The 21270-nt window shown below is 71.9% G+C and carries 19 protein-coding genes; 8 read left to right on the top strand and 11 right to left on the bottom strand.

Annotation, left to right across the window (positions count from 1 at the left end):
* Window positions 1-72 precede the first annotated feature (72 nt).
* From AB0H93_RS06940 to AB0H93_RS06960, 5 genes are all read right to left on the bottom strand, one after another.
* Entirely contained in the window at window positions 73-738 is a 666-nt protein-coding gene (locus tag AB0H93_RS06940) for a response regulator transcription factor (RefSeq protein WP_358568636.1), read from the bottom strand.
* Window positions 735-1895 carry a sensor histidine kinase gene (locus AB0H93_RS06945; RefSeq protein ID WP_358568639.1) on the bottom strand — a complete coding sequence of 387 codons (1161 nt, stop codon included), beginning with the start codon at window positions 1893-1895 and terminating at the stop codon, window positions 735-737. Before AB0H93_RS06945 ends, AB0H93_RS06940 begins: the two co-directional genes overlap by 4 nt.
* Window positions 1892-2659, bottom strand: coding sequence for an ABC transporter permease (locus tag AB0H93_RS06950; RefSeq protein ID WP_358568642.1), 768 nt, complete (start codon window positions 2657-2659; stop codon window positions 1892-1894). The genes AB0H93_RS06945 and AB0H93_RS06950 overlap by 4 nt, the downstream gene beginning before the upstream one ends.
* 9 nt (window positions 2660-2668) lie before the next feature.
* Window positions 2669-3643, bottom strand: coding sequence for a trypsin-like peptidase domain-containing protein (locus AB0H93_RS06955; protein ID WP_358568645.1), 975 nt, complete (start codon window positions 3641-3643; stop codon window positions 2669-2671).
* Window positions 3644-3708: 65 nt separating this feature from the next.
* Window positions 3709-4524: a hypothetical protein gene (locus AB0H93_RS06960; protein WP_358568648.1), complete on the bottom strand. Its 816-nt coding sequence runs from the start codon at window positions 4522-4524 to the stop codon at window positions 3709-3711.
* 293 nt (window positions 4525-4817) lie between these two features.
* On the opposite strand from AB0H93_RS06960, the gene AB0H93_RS06965 reads away from it, so the two are divergent.
* Together AB0H93_RS06965 and AB0H93_RS06970 are read left to right on the top strand one after the other, a co-directional pair.
* Window positions 4818-5504: a GntR family transcriptional regulator gene (locus AB0H93_RS06965; RefSeq protein WP_358568651.1), complete on the top strand. Its 687-nt coding sequence runs from the start codon at window positions 4818-4820 to the stop codon at window positions 5502-5504.
* A 6-nt stretch (window positions 5505-5510) separates the two neighbouring features.
* Window positions 5511-6407, top strand: coding sequence for an aminoglycoside phosphotransferase family protein (locus tag AB0H93_RS06970; protein ID WP_358568654.1), 897 nt, complete (start codon window positions 5511-5513; stop codon window positions 6405-6407).
* A 57-nt stretch (window positions 6408-6464) separates the two neighbouring features.
* Here the strand turns inward: AB0H93_RS06970 and AB0H93_RS06975 are convergent, their stop codons facing one another.
* On the bottom strand, window positions 6465-7259 hold the full coding sequence (locus AB0H93_RS06975; protein WP_358568657.1) for a methyltransferase: 795 nt from the start codon (window positions 7257-7259) through the stop codon (window positions 6465-6467).
* Complete coding sequence (locus AB0H93_RS06980) at window positions 7256-8173, bottom strand: NAD(P)/FAD-dependent oxidoreductase (RefSeq protein WP_358568660.1); 918 nt, start codon at window positions 8171-8173, stop codon at window positions 7256-7258. The genes AB0H93_RS06975 and AB0H93_RS06980 overlap by 4 nt, the downstream gene beginning before the upstream one ends.
* Window positions 8174-8226: 53 nt before the next feature.
* On the opposite strand from AB0H93_RS06980, the gene AB0H93_RS06985 reads away from it, so the two are divergent.
* A complete protein-coding gene (locus AB0H93_RS06985; protein WP_132484230.1) occupies window positions 8227-8793 on the top strand; it encodes an XRE family transcriptional regulator in 567 nt (188 codons plus the stop codon).
* A gap of 22 nt (window positions 8794-8815) precedes the next feature.
* On the opposite strand, the gene AB0H93_RS06990 is transcribed toward AB0H93_RS06985, so the two are convergent.
* From AB0H93_RS06990 to AB0H93_RS07000, 3 genes are read right to left on the bottom strand one after another with little or no spacing between them, the layout of a single operon-like run.
* Entirely contained in the window at window positions 8816-9757 is a 942-nt protein-coding gene (locus AB0H93_RS06990) for a 2Fe-2S iron-sulfur cluster-binding protein (protein WP_358568664.1), read from the bottom strand.
* 42 nt (window positions 9758-9799) lie between these two features.
* Entirely contained in the window at window positions 9800-11617 is a 1818-nt protein-coding gene (locus AB0H93_RS06995; RefSeq protein WP_358568667.1) for an NAD(P)H-dependent oxidoreductase subunit E, read from the bottom strand.
* Window positions 11608-13530: a molybdopterin-dependent oxidoreductase gene (locus tag AB0H93_RS07000; protein ID WP_358568670.1), complete on the bottom strand. Its 1923-nt coding sequence runs from the start codon at window positions 13528-13530 to the stop codon at window positions 11608-11610. Before AB0H93_RS07000 ends, AB0H93_RS06995 begins: the two co-directional genes overlap by 10 nt.
* Window positions 13531-13983: 453 nt before the next feature.
* Here AB0H93_RS07000 and AB0H93_RS07005 point away from each other — a divergent pair, with 453 nt between their 5' ends.
* The 5 genes from AB0H93_RS07005 (at window position 13984) to AB0H93_RS07025 (ending at window position 21052) form a co-directional block, all read left to right on the top strand.
* The gene (locus AB0H93_RS07005; RefSeq protein WP_358568673.1) at window positions 13984-15684 is read left to right on the top strand and encodes a thiamine pyrophosphate-binding protein; all 1701 of its coding nucleotides are present in this window, start codon (window positions 13984-13986) and stop codon (window positions 15682-15684) included.
* A gap of 11 nt (window positions 15685-15695) precedes the next feature.
* Window positions 15696-16922, top strand: a complete 1227-nt coding sequence (gene frc, locus AB0H93_RS07010) for a formyl-CoA transferase (RefSeq protein ID WP_358568676.1) — start codon at window positions 15696-15698, stop codon at window positions 16920-16922.
* A 2-nt stretch (window positions 16923-16924) separates the two neighbouring features.
* Window positions 16925-19054: an acetate--CoA ligase family protein gene (locus AB0H93_RS07015; RefSeq protein WP_358568679.1), complete on the top strand. Its 2130-nt coding sequence runs from the start codon at window positions 16925-16927 to the stop codon at window positions 19052-19054.
* Window positions 19055-19233: 179 nt separating this feature from the next.
* Window positions 19234-20640, top strand: coding sequence for an Nramp family divalent metal transporter (locus AB0H93_RS07020; protein WP_358568682.1), 1407 nt, complete (start codon window positions 19234-19236; stop codon window positions 20638-20640).
* A gap of 1 nt (window position 20641) precedes the next feature.
* Entirely contained in the window at window positions 20642-21052 is a 411-nt protein-coding gene (locus tag AB0H93_RS07025) for a hypothetical protein (protein WP_358568685.1), read from the top strand.
* A gap of 13 nt (window positions 21053-21065) precedes the next feature.
* Here the strand turns inward: AB0H93_RS07025 and AB0H93_RS07030 are convergent, their stop codons facing one another.
* Complete coding sequence (locus AB0H93_RS07030; protein ID WP_358568688.1) at window positions 21066-21233, bottom strand: hypothetical protein; 168 nt, start codon at window positions 21231-21233, stop codon at window positions 21066-21068.
* Window positions 21234-21270 lie beyond the last annotated feature (37 nt).

Genomic DNA, 21270 nt, shown 5'->3' on the forward strand with positions numbered 1-21270 from the left:
CAGTCCTGAGCGGACACTTCGACTACCGCCGCGGTTGCGCCCTAGGGGCGATCCCTTACGCCTGGAGTTGTGCTACTCCAGCCAGCCCGGCGTGATCAACGCGGATTCGTAGGCGAAGACCACCAGCTGCGCCCGGTCGCGCGCGGCGAGCTTGCTCATGATCCGGCTCACGTGCGTCTTCGCCGTTGCCGGGCTGAGCACCAGCCGCTCGGCGATCTCGTCGTTGGACAGGCCGCGCGCCACCAGCGTCAGCACCTCTCGCTCCCGGTCGGTGAGCGAGTTCAGCCGGGGGTGCGGCGCCGGCCGGTCGGAGCGGTCGGCGAACTCCGCGATCAGCCGCCGGGTGATGGCCGGGGCGAGCAGCGCGTCACCGCGGGCCACCACCCGCACCGCGTGGATCAGCTCGGTCGGCTCGGTGTCCTTGACCAGGAAGCCACTGGCCCCGGCGCGCAGCGCGGCATAGACGTAGTCGTCCAGGTCGAAGGTGGTCAGGATGATCACCTTCACCGCCGCCAGCTTCGGGTCGGCGGCGATCCGGCGGGTCGCCTCCAGCCCGTCCAGGTCCGGCATCCGGATGTCCATCAGCACGACATCGGGCAGCAACTCCGCGGCGCGGCGCACCGCCTCGGCGCCGTCCGGCGCCTCCGCCGCGATCTCGATGTCGTCCTCGCTGCCCAGGATCGACCGGAAACCGGCGCGCACCAGCGTCTGGTCGTCGGCCAGCAGCACCCGGATCACGTGGCATTCCTCCAAGGCAGGCGGGCGTGCACCCGGAAACCGCCGGACGGGCGCTGCCCGGCCGAGAATTCCCCGCCGAGCGCGTGCGCGCGTTCTTCCATCCCCCGGATCCCGTTGCCCCGGTGGGTGTTCCGGCCCGCTGCGCCGGCTCCGTCGTCGTCGATCTCCACCCGCACATCATGATCGGAATACCGGATCCGCACGCAAGCCGTGCGCGCGTCGGCGTGTCGGGTCACGTTCGTCAGCGCCTCCTGCACGATCCGGTAGCCGGCCAGGTCGACCTCCGGCGGCAGCGGCCGGACCGGCCCGGCGAGTTCGGTGCGCACCGCCAGCCCGGTGACCCCGGCCTGCTCGACCAGCGCGTCGATCCGGGCCAGGCTCGGGGCGGGCGCGGTCGGTGCCGCCTCGTCGACCTGGCGCAGCACGCCGAGCGTGGCCCGCAGGTCGCGCAGCGCGTCCTTGCTGGCCTGCTTGATGGACACCAGCGCCGGTTCCGCCTGGCCCGGATCGGCGTCGAGGCGGTGCAGCGCGGCCCCGGCCTGCACGTTGATCAGCGAGATGTGGTGGCCGAGCACGTCGTGCAGCTCCCGCGCGATCCGCAACCGCTCGTCGCTGGCGCGCCGGCGCGCTTCCTCGTCCTTCTCCCGCTCGGCGGCCAGCATCCGCTGCTCGGCCTCGCGCAGGTAGGCGCGGCGGTTGCGGACCAGGCCGCCGATCGCGACCGCCGCGACCAGCCACCCGGCCAGCAGGTACGTCGAAGTGTTGTCGAGGTGCCGCCGGCCGGAGCCCACCTCGCCGTAGCCGACCAGGAGCATCGCCGCGACGGCGAGGACCGCCGCCACCGCGGTGTGCCCCTCGGCCGCCACCGTGAACAGCGCGACCGCGAAGGCCAGCACCAGCGGCCCGTCGAAGGTGCTCAGCGGGTAGTAGAAACCGCACGCCACCAGCGCGAACAGCGCGACCGGCACCGGGAACCGGCGGCGGAGGAGCAGGGCGGCGCAGGCGGCGGCGATCAGCAGGCCGTCCAGCAGGTGGAAGTCGGCGAACGTGGTGGGGAACCGCAGCAGCCCGGAACCCACGACCATCGCCGCGACCACCAGCGCGAGCGCCGCATCGGCGGCCCGGCCGTGCAGGGGCCATCGCCGGGAGTCCGTCATGCCCGGAAGAATAGGCCCGCTCCGGTGCGCGTCAGCAGGCCGCGGGCGACGATCTCCAGCACGACCAGGATCGCCACCGACTCCACCGCCAGCAGCGCCACCAGCACGTACAGCTGGACGATCCCGGCCTGGACAGGGCTCGCGCCGCCGAGCAACATCCCGACGAACGCCCCCGGCAGCGTCACGGTGCCCACGGTGCGGGTCTGGTCCAGCGCGGGCACCAGGGCGCTGCCGGCCACCGGCCGAACGATCTCCAGCCGCGCCGCGCGGTCCACCAGCCCCAGCGCCAGCGCGGCCTCCACCTCGCCGCGCCGCTGCTGCAGCTCGTCCAGCAGCCGCCGCCCGGCCAGCGCGGTCGCCACCAGCGCGCCGCCGATCAGCTGCCCCACCAGCGGGATCAGCACCAGCCCGGTCAGCGGGACCGCGCCGGTGACGACGAGCAGCAGCACCGCCGGGGCGACGCCGACGGCGATCGGCAGCGCCGACCACAGCCACGTGCGGTCACCGGTGATCCGCCGCCCGGCGGTGTGCGCGGCGATCGCGAACATCAGCACGATGAACAGCGCCGCCAGGGCGGTCCACCGGACGATGTAGGCGATCAGCAGCGATACGACGAGCAGCTGCACGGCGCCGCGCAGGCCGGCGAACAGCACGTCGCGGTATCGCGCCAGCCCGCCCAGGCCGGCGACCGCCGCGGCGGTGACCAGCAGCAACGCGATGGCCACGCCGAGCGCCGGCGTGACCGGGATGGATCCGGAGAGCACTGTCCGACTCTATGCCGCCGGGCCCGCTCCGCCCGCCTGGCTCCGGCCGTCCTGGAGCTCCACGGGTTCGGTGATCACGTCGACCAGCGCGCCGTTGCGGGTGACCGTGATCTGCAGCGGCCGGCCGATGGCCTCCGCGAACATCAGCCGCTGCAGGCCCTGCGCGTTGCGCACCGGGCTGCCGCCCGCGGTCAGCACCAGGTCGCCGCGGTGCAGTCCGGCCCGGGCCGCCGGGCTCTGCCGCACCACGTCGACCACCCGCAGCCCGGTGTTCTGCCCGGTGCGTTCGGCCAGGTCGTCCGGCAGCGGCGCCGGGATGGTCACCAGGCCGAGGAAGGCGCGGCGGACCCGGCCGTCCCGGATCAGCGAGTCGACGATGCGCCGGGTGGTGGCGTTGATCGGGATCGCCAGGCCCAGGCCGACCCCGGCGACCGCGGTGCTCACGCCCACCACGACGCCGCGCGCGTCCGCCAGCGCGCCGCCGGAGTTGCCGGGGTTGAGGGCGGCGTCGGTCTGGATCACGTCCTCGATGATCCGGGCCGCGTTTCCGCTGCGCACGGGCAGCGACCGGCCCAGCCCGCTGACCACGCCGGCGGTGACCGATCCGGCCAGCCCGAGCGGATTGCCCACGGCGACGACGAGCTGCCCGACCACCAGCCGGTCGCTGTCACCGAGCCGGACCGGCGGCGGCGTTCGCCCGGCCGCCCGGGCCACGGCCAGGTCGGAGAACGGATCCGTGCCGACGACGGTGAACGGGGTGCTGGTGCCGTCGGCGAAGCGCGCGGTGCCGCCGCCGGCCCGGCCGATGACGTGCGCGTTGGTCAGCATGAAGCCGTCGCCGGTGAACACCACCGCCGATCCGGCGGCCTCGCCCCATTCGCCGGACGAGTGCAGGCTCGCCACGCTGGGCGTGATCGCCGCCGCGACGGCGGCCACCGTCCGCGAGTAGGCGTCCAGTTCGTCGAACCGATCCTCCGAAGCCATCGCGGGCCTCCAACCGGAATCTCGTGGTTCTTCCAGAACGCCGGGCGGCCCGCGCGAATTCCGGGTCAGGACGAGGGCGCGCGCGCCGCGGTGATCGCGCTCAGCGCGGCGACCACGGCGATCATCCCGAGCGTCAGCACCGTCACCTGCGCGTCCGGCGCTGTTCCGGTCACCCCTGCCAGCACCGACTTCACTCCGATGAACACCAGCACCACCGCGAGCCCGGCCGAGGCGTCCGGGATCCGGTCGACCAGCCCGGCGACCAGGCGGAACAGCCGGTGGAAGCCGAGCAGGGAGAACATGCCGGCGCAGAACGCCAGGTACGCCCCGCCGGTCACCGCCGCCGACACCGAGAACAGCGCGAGAACAGCGGCCGCCAGCACCGCCGCGGCCGGTGCGGCCCCGGGCCTGCCCAGCACGGCCGGGAGCGTCGCCGCGTCGTCGTGGCGGAAGACCGGCCACGCCGCCGCGAGCACGCAGGCGCCGAACAGCGCGGAGATCCAGGCGTTGGCGGAGGCGCTCGGGATGCCGAACGCGATCAGCCCGCACCGGGCCAGCGCGGAAGCGGCCACGCCGAGGACCACGACTCGGTGCCGGTCCCGCGCCCCGCTGGTGATCAGCACGAACACCACCAGCGCGTCGACCGTCACCGCCAGCGAACTGCCCCACCCGGCGAAGAACGCCCCGGCGCTCCGGGCATCGCCGACGGCCAGCACCGCAGCGCCGAACAGCGCGGCGAGCAGGAGGTAGCCGCCGACGGCAAGTGCGTCGGCGCGCGGCGACGGTTCGGGCCGCGCCAGCCAGCCCGAGGCCAGATCGCGGGCTACGAGCGCGAGCAGGATTCCCGCCGTCGCGAACCACAACAACGCAGGCACGTACATGAGCGCCTCCGGCTGGGAGGATCGCTGGTCCCCCGCAGGCCGTTGTTCGGCCCAGCACCAGTGGTTCTAGTCCGGCCGCGCACGCCATGTCCAGCAGCACCAGGCCGTTCCATCCGTTCGGCCCAGCGATCCGTCCCATGTGGACGATCACGTCCGGCGGGGCGTCGCCGCGGTTTCCGGAGCGACGCATACTGTATGCTAAAGCCATCGGGCAAAACACCCGCCGCCGACCGCAAGCGCACCAACCGACCAGGACCGCCGGACGGACCTGGCCCAGCCCCGGAGTTGACCGCATGTCGCTGACCTCGAAACTGCCGCAGGGCATCGCCGCGCGCCAGGTCGCGCGCCCGGTCCCGCTCCGGGAAACCGTCTACGAAGCCATCCTGGAACTCATCATCACCGGCGAGCTCAAGCCCGGCCAGCACCTGGTCGAGAAGGAACTCGCCGAGCTGCTCGGCGTTTCCCGGCAGCCGGTGCGCGAAGCGCTGCAATGGCTGAAGAAGGACGAATGGGTCGACCTGCGGCCGGGCTACGGCGCGTTCGTGCACAGCCCCACCCCGGACGAGGCCGACCAGCTGCTGAGCGTCCGCACGCTGCTGGAGGCCGAGTCCGCCCGGCTGGCGGCGCTGAACTCGACCAAGGAGGGCGTGGCCGGCCTCAAGCAGGTTTACAAGCGCGGCGTCCAGGCCCTCAAGTCCGACGACGTCGACGAGGTGGTCGCGGCCAACGCCGAACTGCACCACCTGATCACCGAGATGTCCGGCAACAAGATCCTCAAGGAGATCGCGGCCCAGGTGGCCCGCCGGGTCCGCTGGTACCACACCCCGGTGGCCAAGTCCCGGGGCAAGAAGTCCTGGGACGAGCACTCGGCCCTGATCGACGCGATCAGCAAGGGCGAGGCCGACCGGGCGGCCCGGCTGATGCGCGAGCACACCGAGCACACCCGCGAGACCTACCTGGCGCAGAACTCCGAGGGCTGAGTCGGCGTGACGGCCTCGACGAACTTGACCGCGCGGCAGGTGGCTTCGCTGGTCGCGGATGCGTTGGCGCTGCGCGGCCCGCTCGCGGTGCGCCCGATCGACGAGGGCGGGGAGCACCTGTCGTGGTCGGTGGGCGAACGGCACGTGGCGCGGTTCGCCGCGGACGCCGGATCGACGCGCCGGCAACGCCGCGAGCTCGCGGTCCGCGACCTGCTCCGCGACCGCATCGGCGTGGCGCTGCCCCGCTCGGCGGCCGCCGGCGAATGGGCACCCGGCCTGGCGTTCACAGTGGACGAACGCCTGCCCGGAACTTCCGCGGAGGCACGGCCGGTGTCCGCGGCAGGCGAACGGGATCTGGCGGTGATGCTGTCCGGGCTGCGGGCGGTGCCCATCGCCACCGCCGCCGGGCTGGGCGTCCCGACCGCTGCCGAGCGCGATGTCCCCGAGCTGGTGCGTGAAGCGGCGGCCGCTGCCGACCGGCTCGCCGCGCAGGACCGGCTGCGGGCGGAATGCGCCCCGGAGCGGCTTGCCCTGCCGGCCGGCCCGCCCCGGGCGCAGGTCCTGCTGCACGCCGACTTGAAGGGTGAACACCTGCTCGTCGACGAATCCGGCGCGATTTCCGGCGTGCTGGACTGGACGGACGCCGAAACAGGCGATCCGGCAACGGATGTCGCGGGGCTCGTCATCTCGGTCGGCGCACCCGCCGCCGCCCGCATCGCCGAGCGAGCGGGGTACGGCGAGGACGTCGTCGCGAGAGGACTCGTGCTCGCCCGTTGCGACACTGCCATCCTGCTCGACGACCGGCTCAACGGCGACGACGACAGCCCCGAGGCGCTGCTGCGCGACCAGCTCGCCCGCGCCTGGCAGCCGACCCCGCTCGACGAGCGCTCCGGGTCGCGTTAGCCACCCGGAGCGCGCATCAGGATTCCGGCCTGCGGCCGAAGTGCACCGTTTTGGCGGTCAGCAGGAACAGGTCCTGCCGCCGGTCGATGCCCGCCGGATCGGCCGGGTCAGCAGCCTGTCCAACGTGGCCACGTCCTCGGGGTCCAGGACCTCGGCGAAAGCCCCGCGCTGACGCTCCAGCACCCGGCGCACGAACCGTCGCGGCCCGTCGGCCAGGGGCGCGGGGTGGTCGACGAGGAAGGTCTTGCTGCGCGTGTCGGTGAGGCCCGCCGCGCGCAGCATGCCGGGCCAGTCCTCCAGCACCCGCACCGATCCGGGCCGCTCGGCCCGCATCTGGGCGAACCGGTCCGCCGTGACCGCGTCCAGCCGGGTCTGCAGGCCGGGACGCCCGAAACCGAGGTCGCGCGGCAGCCAGCGCTCCGGCAGCCCGCCTTCGACGATGGTCAGCACCCCGCCGGGCGCGAGGAGCAGCCCGGCCAGCCGGTCCAGCGCGGCCTGCTGATCGCCGACGTGGTGCACGACCTGCCCCGACCACACCAGGTCCGCCGGTTCCAGGCCGTCCAGGCCCGCCGGGAACTCGGCCACCCGCGTGCGCACCTCGACGCCGGACCGCTCGGCCCGCCGCTCGGCCCGCGCCAGCAGTTCAGGCGTCCCGTCCACGGCCGTGACCTCGGCTTTCGGGAACGCCGCCGCCAGCAGGCAGGCCGCCACCCCCGGACCGCTGCCGATGTCCAGGATCCGTTGCGGCGCAAGGTGTTCCAGTTCCCCGATGGCCTGCCGCACGTACGGGTCGTGCGTTTCGCCCTCCTGCTCCAGCATGTCGGCCATCGCCGCCCAGTCGACGTCCTTCACCGCGCCACCTCCAGCAAGTCCGCTTCCACCAGATCCCCGTTCACCGCGATCGCGGCCTTCCCGCCGGCCGCCGCCGCGTTCACCACCTGGGCACGCGGGTCCACCACGTTGCCGACGGCCCACACCCCCGGCACGCTGGTCAGCCCGCCCTGATCGACCCGCACCCAGCCGTCGTCGCCGCGCTCGCAGCCCAGCCCGGTCAGCAACGCGTCGTTGGGCACGAACCGGGGCGGCACGAACAGCACGGTCAGCGCCTCGACGGTCCCGTCCGCCAGCCGCACGCCGCGCAGCTCGTCGCCCGCCACCTCCAGGCCGCCGACCGCGCCGTCGACGATCCGGACGCCGCGCGCGATCAGCTTCGCGCGGCTGTCGTCGTCCAGGGTCTCGGCGAAGAACACCACGTCGTCCGACCACTGCCGCACCAGCAGGGCCTGATGCACGGCCCCCTGCTGCCAGCCGAGCACGCCGAACCGCTGGTCGCGGACCTCCCAGGCGTGGCAGTACGGGCAGTGCAGCACGTCCTGCCCCCAGCGTTCCCGCAGGCCGGGGACCTCCGGGAGCTCGTCGCGCAGTCCGGTCGCCACGATCAACCGGCGCGCCCGCACCACGCGATCGGCCAGCTCGACGTCGAACTCCCCGCCGTCGCGCCGCACCGCGCGCACCTCGCCGGCCTCGACGCGGCCGCCGTAGCTCTCGACCTCCGCTCGACCGGTGGCCAGCAGTTCCGCCGGCGGCGTGCCGTCCCGCGAGATGAATCCGTGCACCTGGTGCGCCGGCGCGTTGCGCGGCTCGCCCGAGTCGACCACGAGCACCCGGCGGCGGGCCCGCGAAAGCACGAGCGCGGCGTTCAACCCGGCGGCGCCACCGCCGATGACCAGTACGTCTACCGTTTCCGACCTCATGGCACCCACCATGCGCCCGGCCCGGCGAACTTGACAAACCTTGTTGCTGTTTCTGCAATAAGGACATGGAAGACGTCCTCGCCGCCGTCGGACCGCGGCTCAAACGCATCCGCCAGGAGCGCAACTGCACCCTCGCGGCGCTGTCGGAGACGACCGGGATCTCGATCAGCGTGCTGTCCCGGCTGGAGTCCGGGCAGCGCAAGCCCAGCCTGGAGCTGCTGCTGCCGATCGCCAACGCCCACCAGGTGCCGCTGGACGAGCTCGTCGGCGCCCCGCCGGTCGGCGATCCCCGGGTGCGGTTGAAGCCGATCCGGCAGCACGACATGACGGTGGTACCGCTCACCCAGCACCCCGGCGGCCTGCAGGCCTTCAAGATGGTCATCGGTGCCGACCGCAGCGACCCCGACCCCCGGACGCACGAGGGCTACGAGTGGCTGTACGTGCTCAACGGCAAGCTGCGGCTGGTGCTCGCCGACCACGACGTCGTGCTCAAGGTCGGCGAGGCGGCCGAGTTCGACACGCGGCTGCCGCACTGGTTCGGCAGCACCGGTGAGGCGCCGGTGGAGATCCTCAGCCTGTTCGGGCCGCAGGGCGAGCGGATGCACACCCGCGCGAAGCCCCGCGACAAGTAGCGGATCGGGCAGGCGGAACCGGTCACGGCTCGCCCTTGCGCTCCCGGTTCTGCACGTGCTGCCAGCCGAACCGGCCCTTGATGCACAGGTTGCCGTGGCCGACCGAGCTGTCGTGCGGCGAGGTGACCCGGACTATCTCGTTGTCCTGCGTGTGCAGCGTGAGGTTGCAGCCGACGCCGCAGAACGTGCACACCGTCGTGGTCTGCTGCTGCCGCGACTCGTCCCAGGTTCCCTCGCCGCGCATGTCGAACTCCGTCTTGAAGCTCAACGCGCCGGTCGGGCAGACCTCGATGCAGTTCCCGCAGTAGACGCAGGCGGATTCCGGCAGCGGCCGGGCGAACTCGGTGGAGATCCGCGCGTCGAAGCCGCGCCCGGCGACCGCGATGGCGAAAGTGTTCTGCCACTGCTGCCCGCAGGCGTCCACGCACTTGTAGCAGAGGATGCACTTGCCGTAGTCGCGGACGTAGAGGTCGTTGTCGACCTTCGCGTCCTGCCGCACCGTCGCGGCCGCGCTGCCGTCCGGCTCCTCGTGCTCTCCCGGCCGGCGTTCGTCGTGGTCGTCGGCGGGCGGCTCCGGCGGGCCGAACCGCTCCGGCCGCGCGCCGCACTCGGCCATCCACTCGCCGACCTGCGGCGTGGTCGACAGATCCGCCGAGGACGCCAGCAGTTCCAGCACCACCTTGCGGCTGCGCCGGGTGCGCTCGGAGTCGGTGCTCACCACCATGCCGGGCGCGACCTGCCGCGAGCACGACGGCACCAGCGTGCGCGAGCCCTCGACCTCCACCATGCAGACCCGGCAGGCGTTGCGGGGTTGCAGCGTGTCGCCCCAGCACAGCGTGGGGATCGAGATGCCCAGCGCCGTGCACGCGTCCAGGATCGTCGAGCCCTCCGGCACGCTGACGGTGCGACCGTCCAAGGTGAACTCGACCAGGCGGCGCGGAAGCCCGATGTCGACGGCGGTCATGCCGCATCTCCCCCGGCATCCGCTCGGGCGGCGGTGAAATCGTCACTCATGCGACCCTCCAGCTGCGAACGCGCCGAGTTGCTCCACTGCGGACTCCACCGCGTTCCAGGCCGTCTGCCCGAGCCCGCAGATGGACGAATCCCGCATCACCTGGCCGACTTCGCGCAGCAGCGCGAGGTCGTCCACGCCGTCGCCACGGCCCCGCGCGAGCCGCTGCAACGCCTCCTCCTGCCGCACCGTGCCGACCCGGCACGGCACGCACTGCCCGCACGACTCGTCGCGGAAGAACGCGGCGATGCGCAGCAACAACGCGGGCAGGTCGGCGGTGTCGTCGAAGACCAGCACCACCCCGGACCCCAGCGTGGCGCCGGCCTCCCGCACGGCTTCCAGGCTCAGCGGCAGGTCCAGCCGGTCAGGCCCGACGAACCCGCCCGCCGCGCCGCCGAGCAGCACCGCGCGCAGCCGCCGCCCGTCGCGCACTCCACCGGCCAGCTCCAGCAGTTCGCGCAGGGTCGTGCCGAACGCGACCTCGTAGACGCCCGGCCGCCGCACGCTGCCGGAGAGGCAGAACAGCCGCGTCCCGGTCGACTGTTCCGTACCGGTGCGCGCGTACTCCGCTCCGCCGCCGGTCAGGATCAGCGGCACGTTGATCAGCGTCTCGACGTTGTTGACCACGGTCGGCTTGCCGAACAGGCCGCGCTCCACCGGGAACGGCGGCTTGCTGCGCGGCTCGCCTCGGTAGCCCTCGATCGAGTTGAAGATCGCGGTCTCCTCGCCGCAGATGTAAGCGCCCGCGCCGCGGCGCAGCTCGATGTCGAAGTCGAAGCCGTCCCGGCCGAGGATGCCGCGACCGAGCAGGCCGCGCTCGCGGGCCTGGGCGATCGCGTTCCGCAGGCGGCGGGTGGCCCGCGGGTACTCGCCGCGGATGTAGAGGTAGCCGCGGGCACAGCCGGTGGCGAAGCCGGCGATGGTCATCGCCTCGATCACGGCGAACGGATCGCCCTCCATGACCACCCGGTCCTTGAAGGTGCCCGGTTCGCTCTCGTCGGCGTTGCACACCAGGTAGTGCGGTCGCGCCGGCTGGCCCGCGGTGGCCTCCCACTTGCGGCCGGTCGGGAACGCCGCGCCGCCACGCCCGGTCAGCCGCGCCTCGGTGAGCTGCCGGATCACCTCGGCCGCACCGAGGTCCAGGGCTCTCCGGAGCGCCTCGTAGCCGCCGTGCGCCCGGTAGTCGTCCAGGCTTTCCGGGTCGACCACGCCGATCCGGCGCAGCAGGCGCAGCCGCGGATCGCCGGCCTGCGGCACCGAGTCCCGCACCGGCGGCTCGCGATCACCGTCGACCGGACCGGTTCCCGCCAGATCCACAGTGGACTCACTGGTGACCGGGGCGACCAGTTGCGCGCGGGCCGGGTCACCGGCTTGGAACGCCAGTGCGGCCGGAGCGCGCTCGCACACGCCGAGGCACGGGCTACGCAGCCACATCACGCCGTCGTGATCCTTTCCTGCTGCGCCCAGCGAAGCCTCCAGCGCCGCGCACACCTGTGCCGATCCGCCCGCCTTGCAAGCCAGGTCGTCGCAGACGTGCACCACCCGCGGCGGGCGCGGGCCCAGCGCGAACAGCGCGTAGAAGCTGGCCACGCCGTAGGCATCGGCAGGCGGGATGGCCAGCCGTTCGCAGATGTGGTTCAACGCGCCCGTGCTGATCCAGCCCATCCGGTCGTTGACGGCGTGCAGCGCGGGCAGCAGCTGATCCCGGCCCGCCGGCGGGCCGTGCCCGTTGCCGCCGGGCGGGCCGAGCAGCGCGTCCACCGCCGCACGCTCGGCATCCGTCGGTGCGGCGTTGAGCAGCTTCAGATCCACAGCGCCTCCTGGTGGGCTCCGGCCGGCAGCTTGTCGACGCGGATCGCCGCGGCCTTGTACTCGGCCGTGCCCGCCACCGGGTCGGTGGCCTCGATGGTGATCAGGTTGACGTCCACCTCGTCCGGGAAGTGGAACGTCATGAACGCCAGGCCCGGCCGGAGCCCGGCGTCCAGCCGGACCGGCGCGACGATCGAGCCGCGGCGCGAGGAGATCTGCACACGCTCCCCCTCCGCCACGCCCAACGCCTCGGCGTCGTCCGGGCACAGGTCGAGGGTTTCGCCGCGCCGCATCGGCGAGTTGAAGCCCTGCGACTGCACCCCGGTGTTGTAGGAGTCCAGCCGGCGGCCGGTGGTCAGCCGCAGCGGGTACTCCTCGCTGAGCTCGTCGACCGGCGGGCTGTGCCGCACCGGCGCGAACACCGCAGGCTCGCCGCGCGCGATCGGGTCGTCCGCCCACAGCCTGCTGTGCAGGTAGGTCGGTTCCAGCGAATCCTCGGAGAAGCAGGGCCACTGGATGCCGCCGAGCTCCGCGAGCCGCTCGTAGGACATGCCGTGGTGCATCGGCGAGAGCGCCCGCACCTCCTCCCACACCTGCTCGGCGGTGTCGTAGTGCCAGTCGTGGCCGAGGCGCCGCGCGATCTCGCAGATGATGTCGATGTCGTTGCGCGCCCCACCGGGCGGATCCAGCGCCTTGCGCACCCGCTGCACCCGCCGCTCGCTGTTGGTGAAGGTGCCGTCCGTCTCGCACCAGGCCGCCGAGGCGGGCAGCACGACATGTGCCTGCTGCGCGGTCTTGGTGAGGAAGATGTCCTGCACCACCAGGTGTTCCAGGTTCCGCATCCGCTTGAGGGTGCGGCCGGAGTCGGCCTCGGACTGCACCGGGTTCTCGCCGATCGCGTACACCGCGGTGAGGTCGCCGCGGTCCATCGCCTCGAACATCTGGGTCAGGTGCCAGCCGTAGCGCGGCGGGATGCTCGATCCCCAGGCCGCGTCGAACCGCTCGCGGACCTCGGGCGAGAGGATGTCCTGGAAGCCGGGCAGCCGGTTGGGGATCGCGCCCATGTCGCCGCCGCCCTGCACGTTGTTCTGGCCGCGCAACGGGTTCAGGCCGCTGCCGTAGCGGCCGACGTGCCCGGTCAGCAGGGACAGGTTGATCAGCGACAGCACGTTGTCGGTGCCGTTGTGGTGCTCGGTGATGCCCAGCGTCCAGCACAGCTGGGCGCGGTCGGCGCGCGCGTAGGCGTGGGCGAGTTCCTCGATGAGCTCGGCGGGCACTCCCGTTTCCAGCGCCGCGACTTCCGGCGTCCACTGCCGCACGTCGGCGGCGTAGGCGTCGAAACCGCCGGTGGCGCGGTCGATGAAGGAGCGGTTGACCAGCCCGGACGCGATGATCTCCCGGCCGATCGCGTGCGCCAGCGCGATGTCGGTGCCGACGTGCAGCTGCAGCCACCGGTGCGCCCACTTCGCGGTGCTGGTGCGCCGCGGGTCCACCACGTACAGCTTGGCGCCGCGGTTGACGGCCTTGAGCACGTGGTGGAAGAAGATCGGGTGCGCCTCGCGGGCGTTGGAGCCCCACAGCACGATCAGGTCGGCGTCCTCGATCTCTTGATAGGACGACGTGCCGCCGCCGCTGCCGAAGACCTGCGCCAGGCCCGCCACGCTCGGCGCGTGGCAGGTCCGGTTGCAGGAGTCGACGTTGTTGGTGCCGATCACGGCGCGCGCGAACTTCTGCGCCACGTAGTTCATCTCGTTGGTGGCGCGGGCGCAGGAGAAGACGCCGAAGGCGTCCGGCCCGCGCTCCTCGACGGTGCGCGCGATTCCCCCGGCGGCCCGGTCGAGCGCTTCCTCCCACGACGCGGGCCGCAGGTCGCCGCCGTCGCGCACCAGGGGCTCGGTCAGCCTCGTGTACCCCATTCCTGCCGCCTCCTCGATACCGAAGGTCGAGCGGGTTCTCTTCTGCAACAACGCATTCCGGCGTTCGGCAGAAGCGGGCGGCCGCGGTCGGCGTTTCCGATTTCGAGCGGGAGAGCCGCTACCGAACGGCTGCCCACTGCGGGAATCCCGTGCTCACCGGCCCGTTCAGCGGCGACTCCGGGGCGACCACCGCCAGGCAGTGTATACAGTATGTGACACTTGCGGCAAGATTGCGCCGACCTCGCCTCATTCCGCAATACGCCCGATCACCCCACGGCAATCGCCTGACCAGCGCGAACTCCGTCGAAAAATTCCATTGTGGACAATGTGGGCCACGCGGAGAGCCGGATCCGGCTATGGACACCCACCTGGTTCTGCGGTAAGCCTGAAGAGCACCTCATACGGTATGCAGTATGGAGCCGACCGTAGGCACCGGCTTGGAGGAGAGCGCAGATGGCCCAGACGACACCCGACCAAGCAGGCGAAACCGAGCTGATCTCCGGCGGTCACCTCGTAGCCAAGGCGCTCAAGGCCGAAGGCGTGGACACCATCTTCACGCTCTGCGGCGGGCACATCATCGACATCTACGACGGCTGCGTCGACGAGGGCATCGACGTGATCGACGTCCGGCACGAGCAGGTCGCCGCGCACGCCGCCGACGGCTACGCGCGGATCACCGGCCGCCCCGGCTGCGCCGTGGTCACCGCCGGCCCCGGCACCACCGATGCGGTCACCGGCGTGGCCAACGCGTTCCGGGCCGAGAGCCCGATGCTGCTCATCGGCGGGCAGGGCGCGCTGTCGCAGCACAAGATGGGCTCGCTGCAGGACCTGCCGCACGTCGACATGATGAACCCGATCACCAAGTTCGCCGCCACCGTGCCGCACACCGAACGCGTCGCCGACATGGTGTCGATGGCGTTCCGGGAGTGCTTCCACGGCGCGCCCGGCCCGTCGTTCCTGGAGATCCCGCGCGACATCCTCGACGGGTCGGTGCCGCTGGCGAAGGCGCGCATCCCCGGCGCGGGCGGATACCGCGCCACCACCCGCTCCGCAGGCGATCCGGACGCCGTCGAGAAGCTGGCCGACCTGCTGGTCAAGGCGGAGAAGCCGTGCATCCTGCTGGGCAGCCAGACCTGGACCTGCCGGGCGACGGACTCGGCGGTGCAGCTGGTCCGCGAGCTGAACCTGCCCGCGTTCTGCAACGGCGCCGGGCGCGGCACGCTGCCGCCCGGCGACCCGCTGCACTTCCAGCTCGCCCGCCGCTACGCCTTCGACAACGCCGACCTGATCATCATCCTGGGCACCCCGTTCGACTTCCGGATGGGCTACGGCCGCCGGCTCTCGCCCGAGGCCACCGTGGTGCAGATCGACCTGGACTACCGCACCGTCGGCCGCAACCGCGACATCGACCTGGGCATCGTCGGCGACGCCGACGCGGTGCTCACCGCGCTCGCCCAGGCCACCTCCGGGCGGCTGGACAACGGCGCGAGCGGCCGGAAGGGGTGGGTGCAGGAGCTGCGGGAGGTCGAGACCGCGGCCTACGAGAAGCGGCTGCCGCGCCAGCACTCCACGGCCTCCCCCATCGACCCGTACCGGCTGGTGCACGAGATCAACGAGTTCCTCACCGAGGATTCCATCTACATCGGCGACGGCGGCGACATCGTCACCTTCTCCGGCCAGGTCATCCAGCCCAAGGCGCCCGGGCACTGGATGGACCCCGGCCCGCTGGGCACCCTCGGCGTCGGCGTGCCGTTCGCGATGGCGGCCAAGCACGCCCGCCCCGACCAGGAAGTGGTGTGCCTGTTCGGCGACGGCGCGTTCAGCCTCACCGGCTGGGACTTCGAGACGATGGTGCGCTTCGGCCTGCCGTTCGTGGGCATCGTCGGCAACAACTCGTCGATGAACCAGATCCGCTACGGCCAGATCGCCAAGTACGGCGAGGACCGCGGCCGGGTCGGCAACACCCTCGGCGACGTCGAGTACAGCAAGTTCGCCCAGATGCTCGGCGGCTACGGCGAAGAGGTCCGCGACCCCGACGAGATCGGCCCGGCCCTGCGCCGCGCGAGGGAGTCGGGCCTGCCGTCGCTGATCAACGTCTGGGTCGATCCCGACGTCTACGCACCCGGAACCATGAACCAGACCATGTACAAATGAGGGGCCTTGACATGACTGCACTCGAAGGTGTCCGGGTGCTGGACATGACGCATGTCCAATCCGGACCGTCCGCGACGCAAATCCTGGCCTGGCTCGGCGCCGACGTGGTGAAGCTGGAGGCGCCGACCGGCGACATCACCCGCCGCCAGCTGCGCGACGTCGACGACGCCGACAGCCTGTACTTCACCATGCTCAACTGCAACAAGCGCAGCATCACGCTGAACATGAAGTCCGAGCGCGGCAAGGAGATCTTCGCGGAACTCGTCGCCGGCTCCGACGTGCTGGTGGAGAACTTCGGGCCCGGCACCGTCGACCGGATGGGCTTCAGCTGGGAGCGGCTGCGCGAGATCAACCCGCGGCTGGTCTACGCCTCCATCAAGGGCTTCGGCGACGGCCCGTACACGCACTACAAGGCCTACGAGGTCGTCGCCCAGGCGATGGGCGGGTCGATGAGCACCACCGGCTTCGAGGACGGGCCGCCGCTGGCCACCGGCGCGCAGATCGGCGACTCCGGCACCGGCATCCACACCGTCGCCGGCATCCTCGCCGCGCTGCTGCAGCGGGCGGAAACCGGCCGGGGGCAACGTGTTTCGGTGGCGATGCAGCACGCCGTGCTCAACCTGTGCCGGGTCAAGCTGCGCGACCAGCAGCGGCTCGCGCACGGCCCGCTGCGGGAGTACCCGAACGCCGCCTTCGGCGACGAGGTGCCGCGCTCGGGCAACGCCTCCGGCGGCGGTCAGCCCGGCTGGGCGGTGCGCTGCAAGCCCGGCGGCCCGAACGACTACATCTACGTCATCGTGCAGCCGCAGGGCTGGGCGCCGATCGCGCGGCTGATCGGGCGGCCCGAGTTGGTCGAGGACCCGGACTGGGCCACGCCGGAGGCACGGCTGTCCAAACTGGACAAGATGTTCAGCATGATCGAGGAGTGGACGCTCGGCCTGGACAAGTGGTCCGTGCTGGCGGCCCTGAACGAGCACAACATCCCGTGCGGGCCGATCCTGTCCACCCAGGAGATCATCGAGGACGCGTCGCTGGCCGCCAACGACATGATCGTCACGGTCGACCACCCGCAGCGCGGCGCGTTCAAGACCGTCGGCTGCCCGATCAAGCTGTCCGATTCCCCGGTGCGGGTCGACCGCTCCCCGCTGCTCGGCGAGCACACCGCCGAGATCTTCCGGGACCGGCTGGGCATCGGCGAAACCGAACTGGCCGAGCTGAAGTCGAACGGGGTGATCTGAGCATGGCTTACGACGGTGCCCGCGTGCGGGAGGTGCTCGACGCGGTCCGGGCGGCAGGCCGGGCGGCGCTCACCGCGCCGGAGGCGAAGGCGCTTTGCGACGCCTACGGCATCCCGACCGCCGGGGAGGGCCTCGCGACCAGCGCCGACGAGGCGGTGTCGCTGGCGCGGGAGTTCGGCGGCCCGGCGGCGTTGAAGATCGTCTCGCCGGACATCCTGCACAAGACCGACGCGGGTTGCGTGCTCGTGGACGTCAACGGCGACGAGGCGGTCCGCGCCGGCTACGCGCAGGTCCTCGCCAATGCGCACGCCTTCACCGACAACCCGGCGATCGCCGGAGTTCAGGTGCAGCAGATGGTCGGCGGCCACGAGGTGATCGTCGGCGCCACGACCGATCCGACCTTCGGCAAGGTCGTCGCGTTCGGCCTCGGCGGGGTGCTCGTCGAGGTCCTCAAGGACGTCACGTTCCGGCTCGCTCCCCTGTCCGCGGAGCAGGCGCGCTCGATGCTCGACGACATCGCCGCCGCCGACGTGCTGCGCGGCGCGCGCGGCAGCGAGCCGGTGGACGCCGACGCCCTGGCCGACGTGCTGCGCCGGGTCTCGGACCTGGTGCACGACTTCCCGGAGATCGCCGAGCTCGACCTCAACCCGGTGTTCGCCACCGCCGCCGGGGCCACCGCCGCCGACGTGCGGATCGTCCTGGCGACCAAGGAGAGCGCCCCGCCGGTCCGGCATTCGCCGGAGGCGATCCTGCATGCGATGCAACGGCTGATGAATCCCCGCAGCGTGGCCGTGATCGGCGCCTCCAACGAGGACGGCAAGATCGGCAACTCGGTAATGAAGAACCTGATCAACGGCGGCTACGCGGGCGAGATCCACCCGGTCAACCCGAAGGCCGACGAGATCCTGGGCCGCAAGGCCCACCGCAGCATCACCGACGTGCCCGGCGAGGTCGACGTCGCGGTGTTCACCGTGCCCGCCAAGTTCGTGGCCGCGGCGCTGGAGGAATGCGGGCAGAAGCAGATCGCCGCCGCCGTGCTGATCCCGTCGGGGTTCGCCGAGACCGGCAACCACGAGCTGCAGGCGGAGGTGGTGGAAGTCGCGCGCAAGCACGGGATCCGGTTGCTGGGGCCGAACATCTACGGCTACTACTACACGCCGCAGAACCTCTGCGCGACGTTCTGCACGCCCTACGACGTGCGCGGCGGCGTGGCCCTGACGTCGCAGAGCGGCGGCATCGGCATGGCCATCCTGGGCTTCAGCCGCACCACCAAGATGGGCGTGTCGGCGATCGTCGGGCTCGGCAACAAGTCCGATGTGGACGAGGACGACCTGCTGACGTTCTTCGAGCAGGACGACAACACGCACTGCGTGGCGATGCACCTGGAGGACCTCAAGGACGGCCGGGCCTTCGTCGAGGCCGCCCAGCGGGTCACCAAGAAGAAGCCGGTCGTGGTGCTCAAGGCCGGGCGCACGGATCTCGGTGCCCGGGCCGCCAGCTCGCACACCGGAGCGCTGGCGGGCAACGACAAGGTCTACGACGACATCCTGCGGCAGTCCGGCGTGGTCCGAGCGCCCGGGCTCAACGAGATGTTGGAGTACGCGCGCGGCATCCCGGTGCTGCCCACGCCGAAGGGCGAGAACGTCGTCATCATCACCGGCGCGGGCGGCTCCGGCGTGCTGCTGTCGGACGCCTGCGTGGCGGCCGGGCTGCGGCTGATGGACATCCCGCCGGACCTCGACGAGGAGTTCCGGCGCTACATCCCGCCGTTCGGGGCGGCGGGCAACCCGATCGACATCACCGGCGGCGAGCCGCCCAGCACCTACGAGGCCACCATCCGGCTGGGCCTGCGGGACCCGCGCATCCACGCGCTGGTCCTCGGCTACTGGCACACCATCGTCACCCCGCCGATGGTGTTCGCGGAACTCGCCGCGCGGGTCGCCGAGGAGGCCCGCGCCGACGGTGTCGACAAGCCCATCGTGGTGTCGCTGGCCGGTGACACGGAGGTCGAGAAGGCCGCCGAATACCTCTTCGACCACGGCATCGTCGCCTACCCCTACACGACCGAGAAGCCCGTCGCGGTGCTGGGCGCCAAGTACCAGTGGGCCCGCGCCGCCGGCCTCCTCGGCTGAGTCCGGTGCAGGTGGGCGATTTCGCGCGAAGTCGCCGCTCCCCTGCGGGCATCGCACCGGCTTGAAGAAGTCCAACCAGGGCAAGGAGGTCCGATGTGGACGCTGAGAGAGCGCCCGGGAGAGATCCAGAACCTGTAATAGGACGGGACGAGGTGTGGCGGGCCGGCGGGCTGGAGCCGATGCCGATCCGCAAGCTGCCCGAGTCGCCGCCGTCGGTCCACCTGCTCGGCCCCACGGTGTTCCTGGTCGCGCTCGGGGTCGGCATGGGCGAGTCGTACATGTGGCCCAGGCTGGTGCTGGTCTTCGGCCCCGAGATCCGCTGGCTGTTCCTCATCGGGGTCACGCTGCAGGCCGTGGTGATGCTGGAGATGGCCCGCTACGCGATGGCCACCGGCGAGAGCATCTTCTCCGGCGCCGCGCGGGTGGCCAAGCCGGTGATGTGGTTCTTCTTCGTCACCGCGATCGCCGTCTACATCTGGCCGGGTCACCTGTCGGCGGGCGCGGCGGCTCTGGAGGAGATCACCGGCGTGCCGTGGGTCGTGTCGGCGTGCGTCGGCCTGCTGCTGGTCGGCGTGGTGTTCACGCTGGCCAAGGTGATCTACAACCTGCTGGAGAACGTGCTGTCGGTGCTGATCGGGCTGCTGGTGGTCGGCACCGCGGTGGTGGCCGCGATGGTCGGCGACCTCTCGGACCTGGCCGCCACCATCACCGGGATGTTCCACTTCGGGTACTTCCCGGCGGAGGCGATGTCGCCGTCGTGGTTCCCGGTCGTGGTGGGCTCGATCGCCTTCGCCGGGCCGTCCGGCATGCAGCAGATGTGGTACACGCTGCACCTGCGTGACAAGGGCGCCGGGATGGGCGCGCACATCCCCCGCATCCGCGGTCTGCGGCACGCGGGCGAGGAGGAGGCGATGCCCTCCCGCGGGTTCATGTTCGACACCACCGATCCCGACGAGATGCGCAAGTGGAAGGGCTGGCGGCGCTGGGTCACCTTCGACGCGCTGCTGCTGTTCTGGGGCATCACCATGCTGGTGACGATCTCGTTCACCGTGCTGGCGCAATCCGCTGCGCGGGAGAACCCCGACGTGCGCGGGCTGATCGAGTCCGGGGAGCGGGAGGCCGCGCTGGGCGCGATGGCCGACGCGTTCTCGGCGGCGGGCGGCCCGGTGCTGGGCTCGGTGTTCCTCGGGTTCATCGCGCTGATCGGGCTGAACGCCACGCTGGGCCTGTTCGACTCGTTCTCGCGCGGCCAGGCCGACATGACCTACCACTTCGTGCCGGGTGCGCGGCGCTTCCGGATGTCGCACCTGTACGCGGCGTTCCTGTGGGGCGTCATCGCCTTCGGCATCCTGATCCTGCTGTTCGGCCCGGCGGACGGGCCCGGCGCGATCCTGGACGTCCTCGCGTTCCTGTCCACCTTCGCGATGGGCGCCTACTGCGTGGTGCTGCTGCTGGTGAACAACCGGATGCTGCCGCGCCCGATCCGGCCGCGGTGGTGGAGCAACGTGATCATCGGCTTCGGCGCGGTGTTCTACCTCGGAATGCTGTTCTACAGCCTCGTCGAGTACGGAGTGGTCGTGAGCTGACATGCCATTCAGCAGCCGGACGTCCGCGCCGGGCCTGGTGATCGGGGCGGTAGCGGGGTTGTTCGCCGGGGCGCTCGTGCTGGCCGGCGGGGCGCCGCCGGGGTGGGCCGCGGTCACCGGCCTGATGCTGGCGTTGCCGCTGGCCGCGCTCGGGACGGGCTGCAGCGCCCTGCGGGAGCACGGCGTGTTGCGCGGCGGCGCTTTCGCCCCGGTGGCGCTGTACTGGGTGATCGCCTTCCCGGTCGCCCGGCTCGTCCAGGACGTGGGCACCCGCCTGGTCCTGGACGAGCGGTTCGACTGGCCGCCGCAGCCGCTGGCCTTCCTGGCGTACCAGGCGTTGATCAGCGTCGGGTTCGCGATCGGGTTCGTGTGGGTGCACGAGCGGCTGCTGCCCCGCGGTGCCCCGAGATGACGGCGCCCGCGGCTCAGCGCTCCCGGGCGACCGGTTCGGACCGCGCGCCGCCGGATCGCTGACGATCCGCGCGGCTGGAATCGATCGCGGCGGACGTGGCCAGCCCCAGCATGCGCCCGTCCGCCGCGTAACCGCGCGGCAGATCGGCGAAATGCCGCAGCACGGAACGAAGTATCCGCATTCAGATGCACCTCCCTTCGTGCATACAGTATCCCGTC

Source organism: Saccharopolyspora sp. NPDC050642, assembly GCF_040654735.1.
In the GTDB taxonomy this organism is placed as follows: domain Bacteria; phylum Actinomycetota; class Actinomycetes; order Mycobacteriales; family Pseudonocardiaceae; genus Saccharopolyspora; species Saccharopolyspora elongata.

Bases quoted from the DNA above. Each gene is read 5' to 3' on its own strand.
- frc (WP_358568676.1), top strand. From the start codon at position 15,696: ATGACTGCACTCGAAGGTGTCCGGGTGCTGGACATGACGCATGTCCAA.
- AB0H93_RS06985 (WP_132484230.1), top strand. From the start codon at position 8,227: ATGGAAGACGTCCTCGCCGCCGTCGGACCGCGGCTCAAACGCATCCGC.
- AB0H93_RS06945 (WP_358568639.1), bottom strand. From the start codon at position 1,895: ATGACGGACTCCCGGCGATGGCCCCTGCACGGCCGGGCCGCCGATGCG.
- AB0H93_RS07020 (WP_358568682.1), top strand. From the start codon at position 19,234: ATGCCGATCCGCAAGCTGCCCGAGTCGCCGCCGTCGGTCCACCTGCTC.
- AB0H93_RS06980 (WP_358568660.1), bottom strand. From the start codon at position 8,173: ATGGTGGGTGCCATGAGGTCGGAAACGGTAGACGTACTGGTCATCGGC.
- AB0H93_RS07030 (WP_358568688.1), bottom strand. From the start codon at position 21,233: ATGCGGATACTTCGTTCCGTGCTGCGGCATTTCGCCGATCTGCCGCGC.
- AB0H93_RS07000 (WP_358568670.1), bottom strand. From the start codon at position 13,530: ATGGGGTACACGAGGCTGACCGAGCCCCTGGTGCGCGACGGCGGCGAC.
- AB0H93_RS06965 (WP_358568651.1), top strand. From the start codon at position 4,818: ATGTCGCTGACCTCGAAACTGCCGCAGGGCATCGCCGCGCGCCAGGTC.
- AB0H93_RS07015 (WP_358568679.1), top strand. From the start codon at position 16,925: ATGGCTTACGACGGTGCCCGCGTGCGGGAGGTGCTCGACGCGGTCCGG.
- AB0H93_RS07025 (WP_358568685.1), top strand. From the start codon at position 20,642: ATGCCATTCAGCAGCCGGACGTCCGCGCCGGGCCTGGTGATCGGGGCG.
- AB0H93_RS06960 (WP_358568648.1), bottom strand. From the start codon at position 4,524: ATGTACGTGCCTGCGTTGTTGTGGTTCGCGACGGCGGGAATCCTGCTC.
- AB0H93_RS06955 (WP_358568645.1), bottom strand. From the start codon at position 3,643: ATGGCTTCGGAGGATCGGTTCGACGAACTGGACGCCTACTCGCGGACG.
- AB0H93_RS06990 (WP_358568664.1), bottom strand. From the start codon at position 9,757: ATGACCGCCGTCGACATCGGGCTTCCGCGCCGCCTGGTCGAGTTCACC.
- AB0H93_RS07005 (WP_358568673.1), top strand. From the start codon at position 13,984: ATGGCCCAGACGACACCCGACCAAGCAGGCGAAACCGAGCTGATCTCC.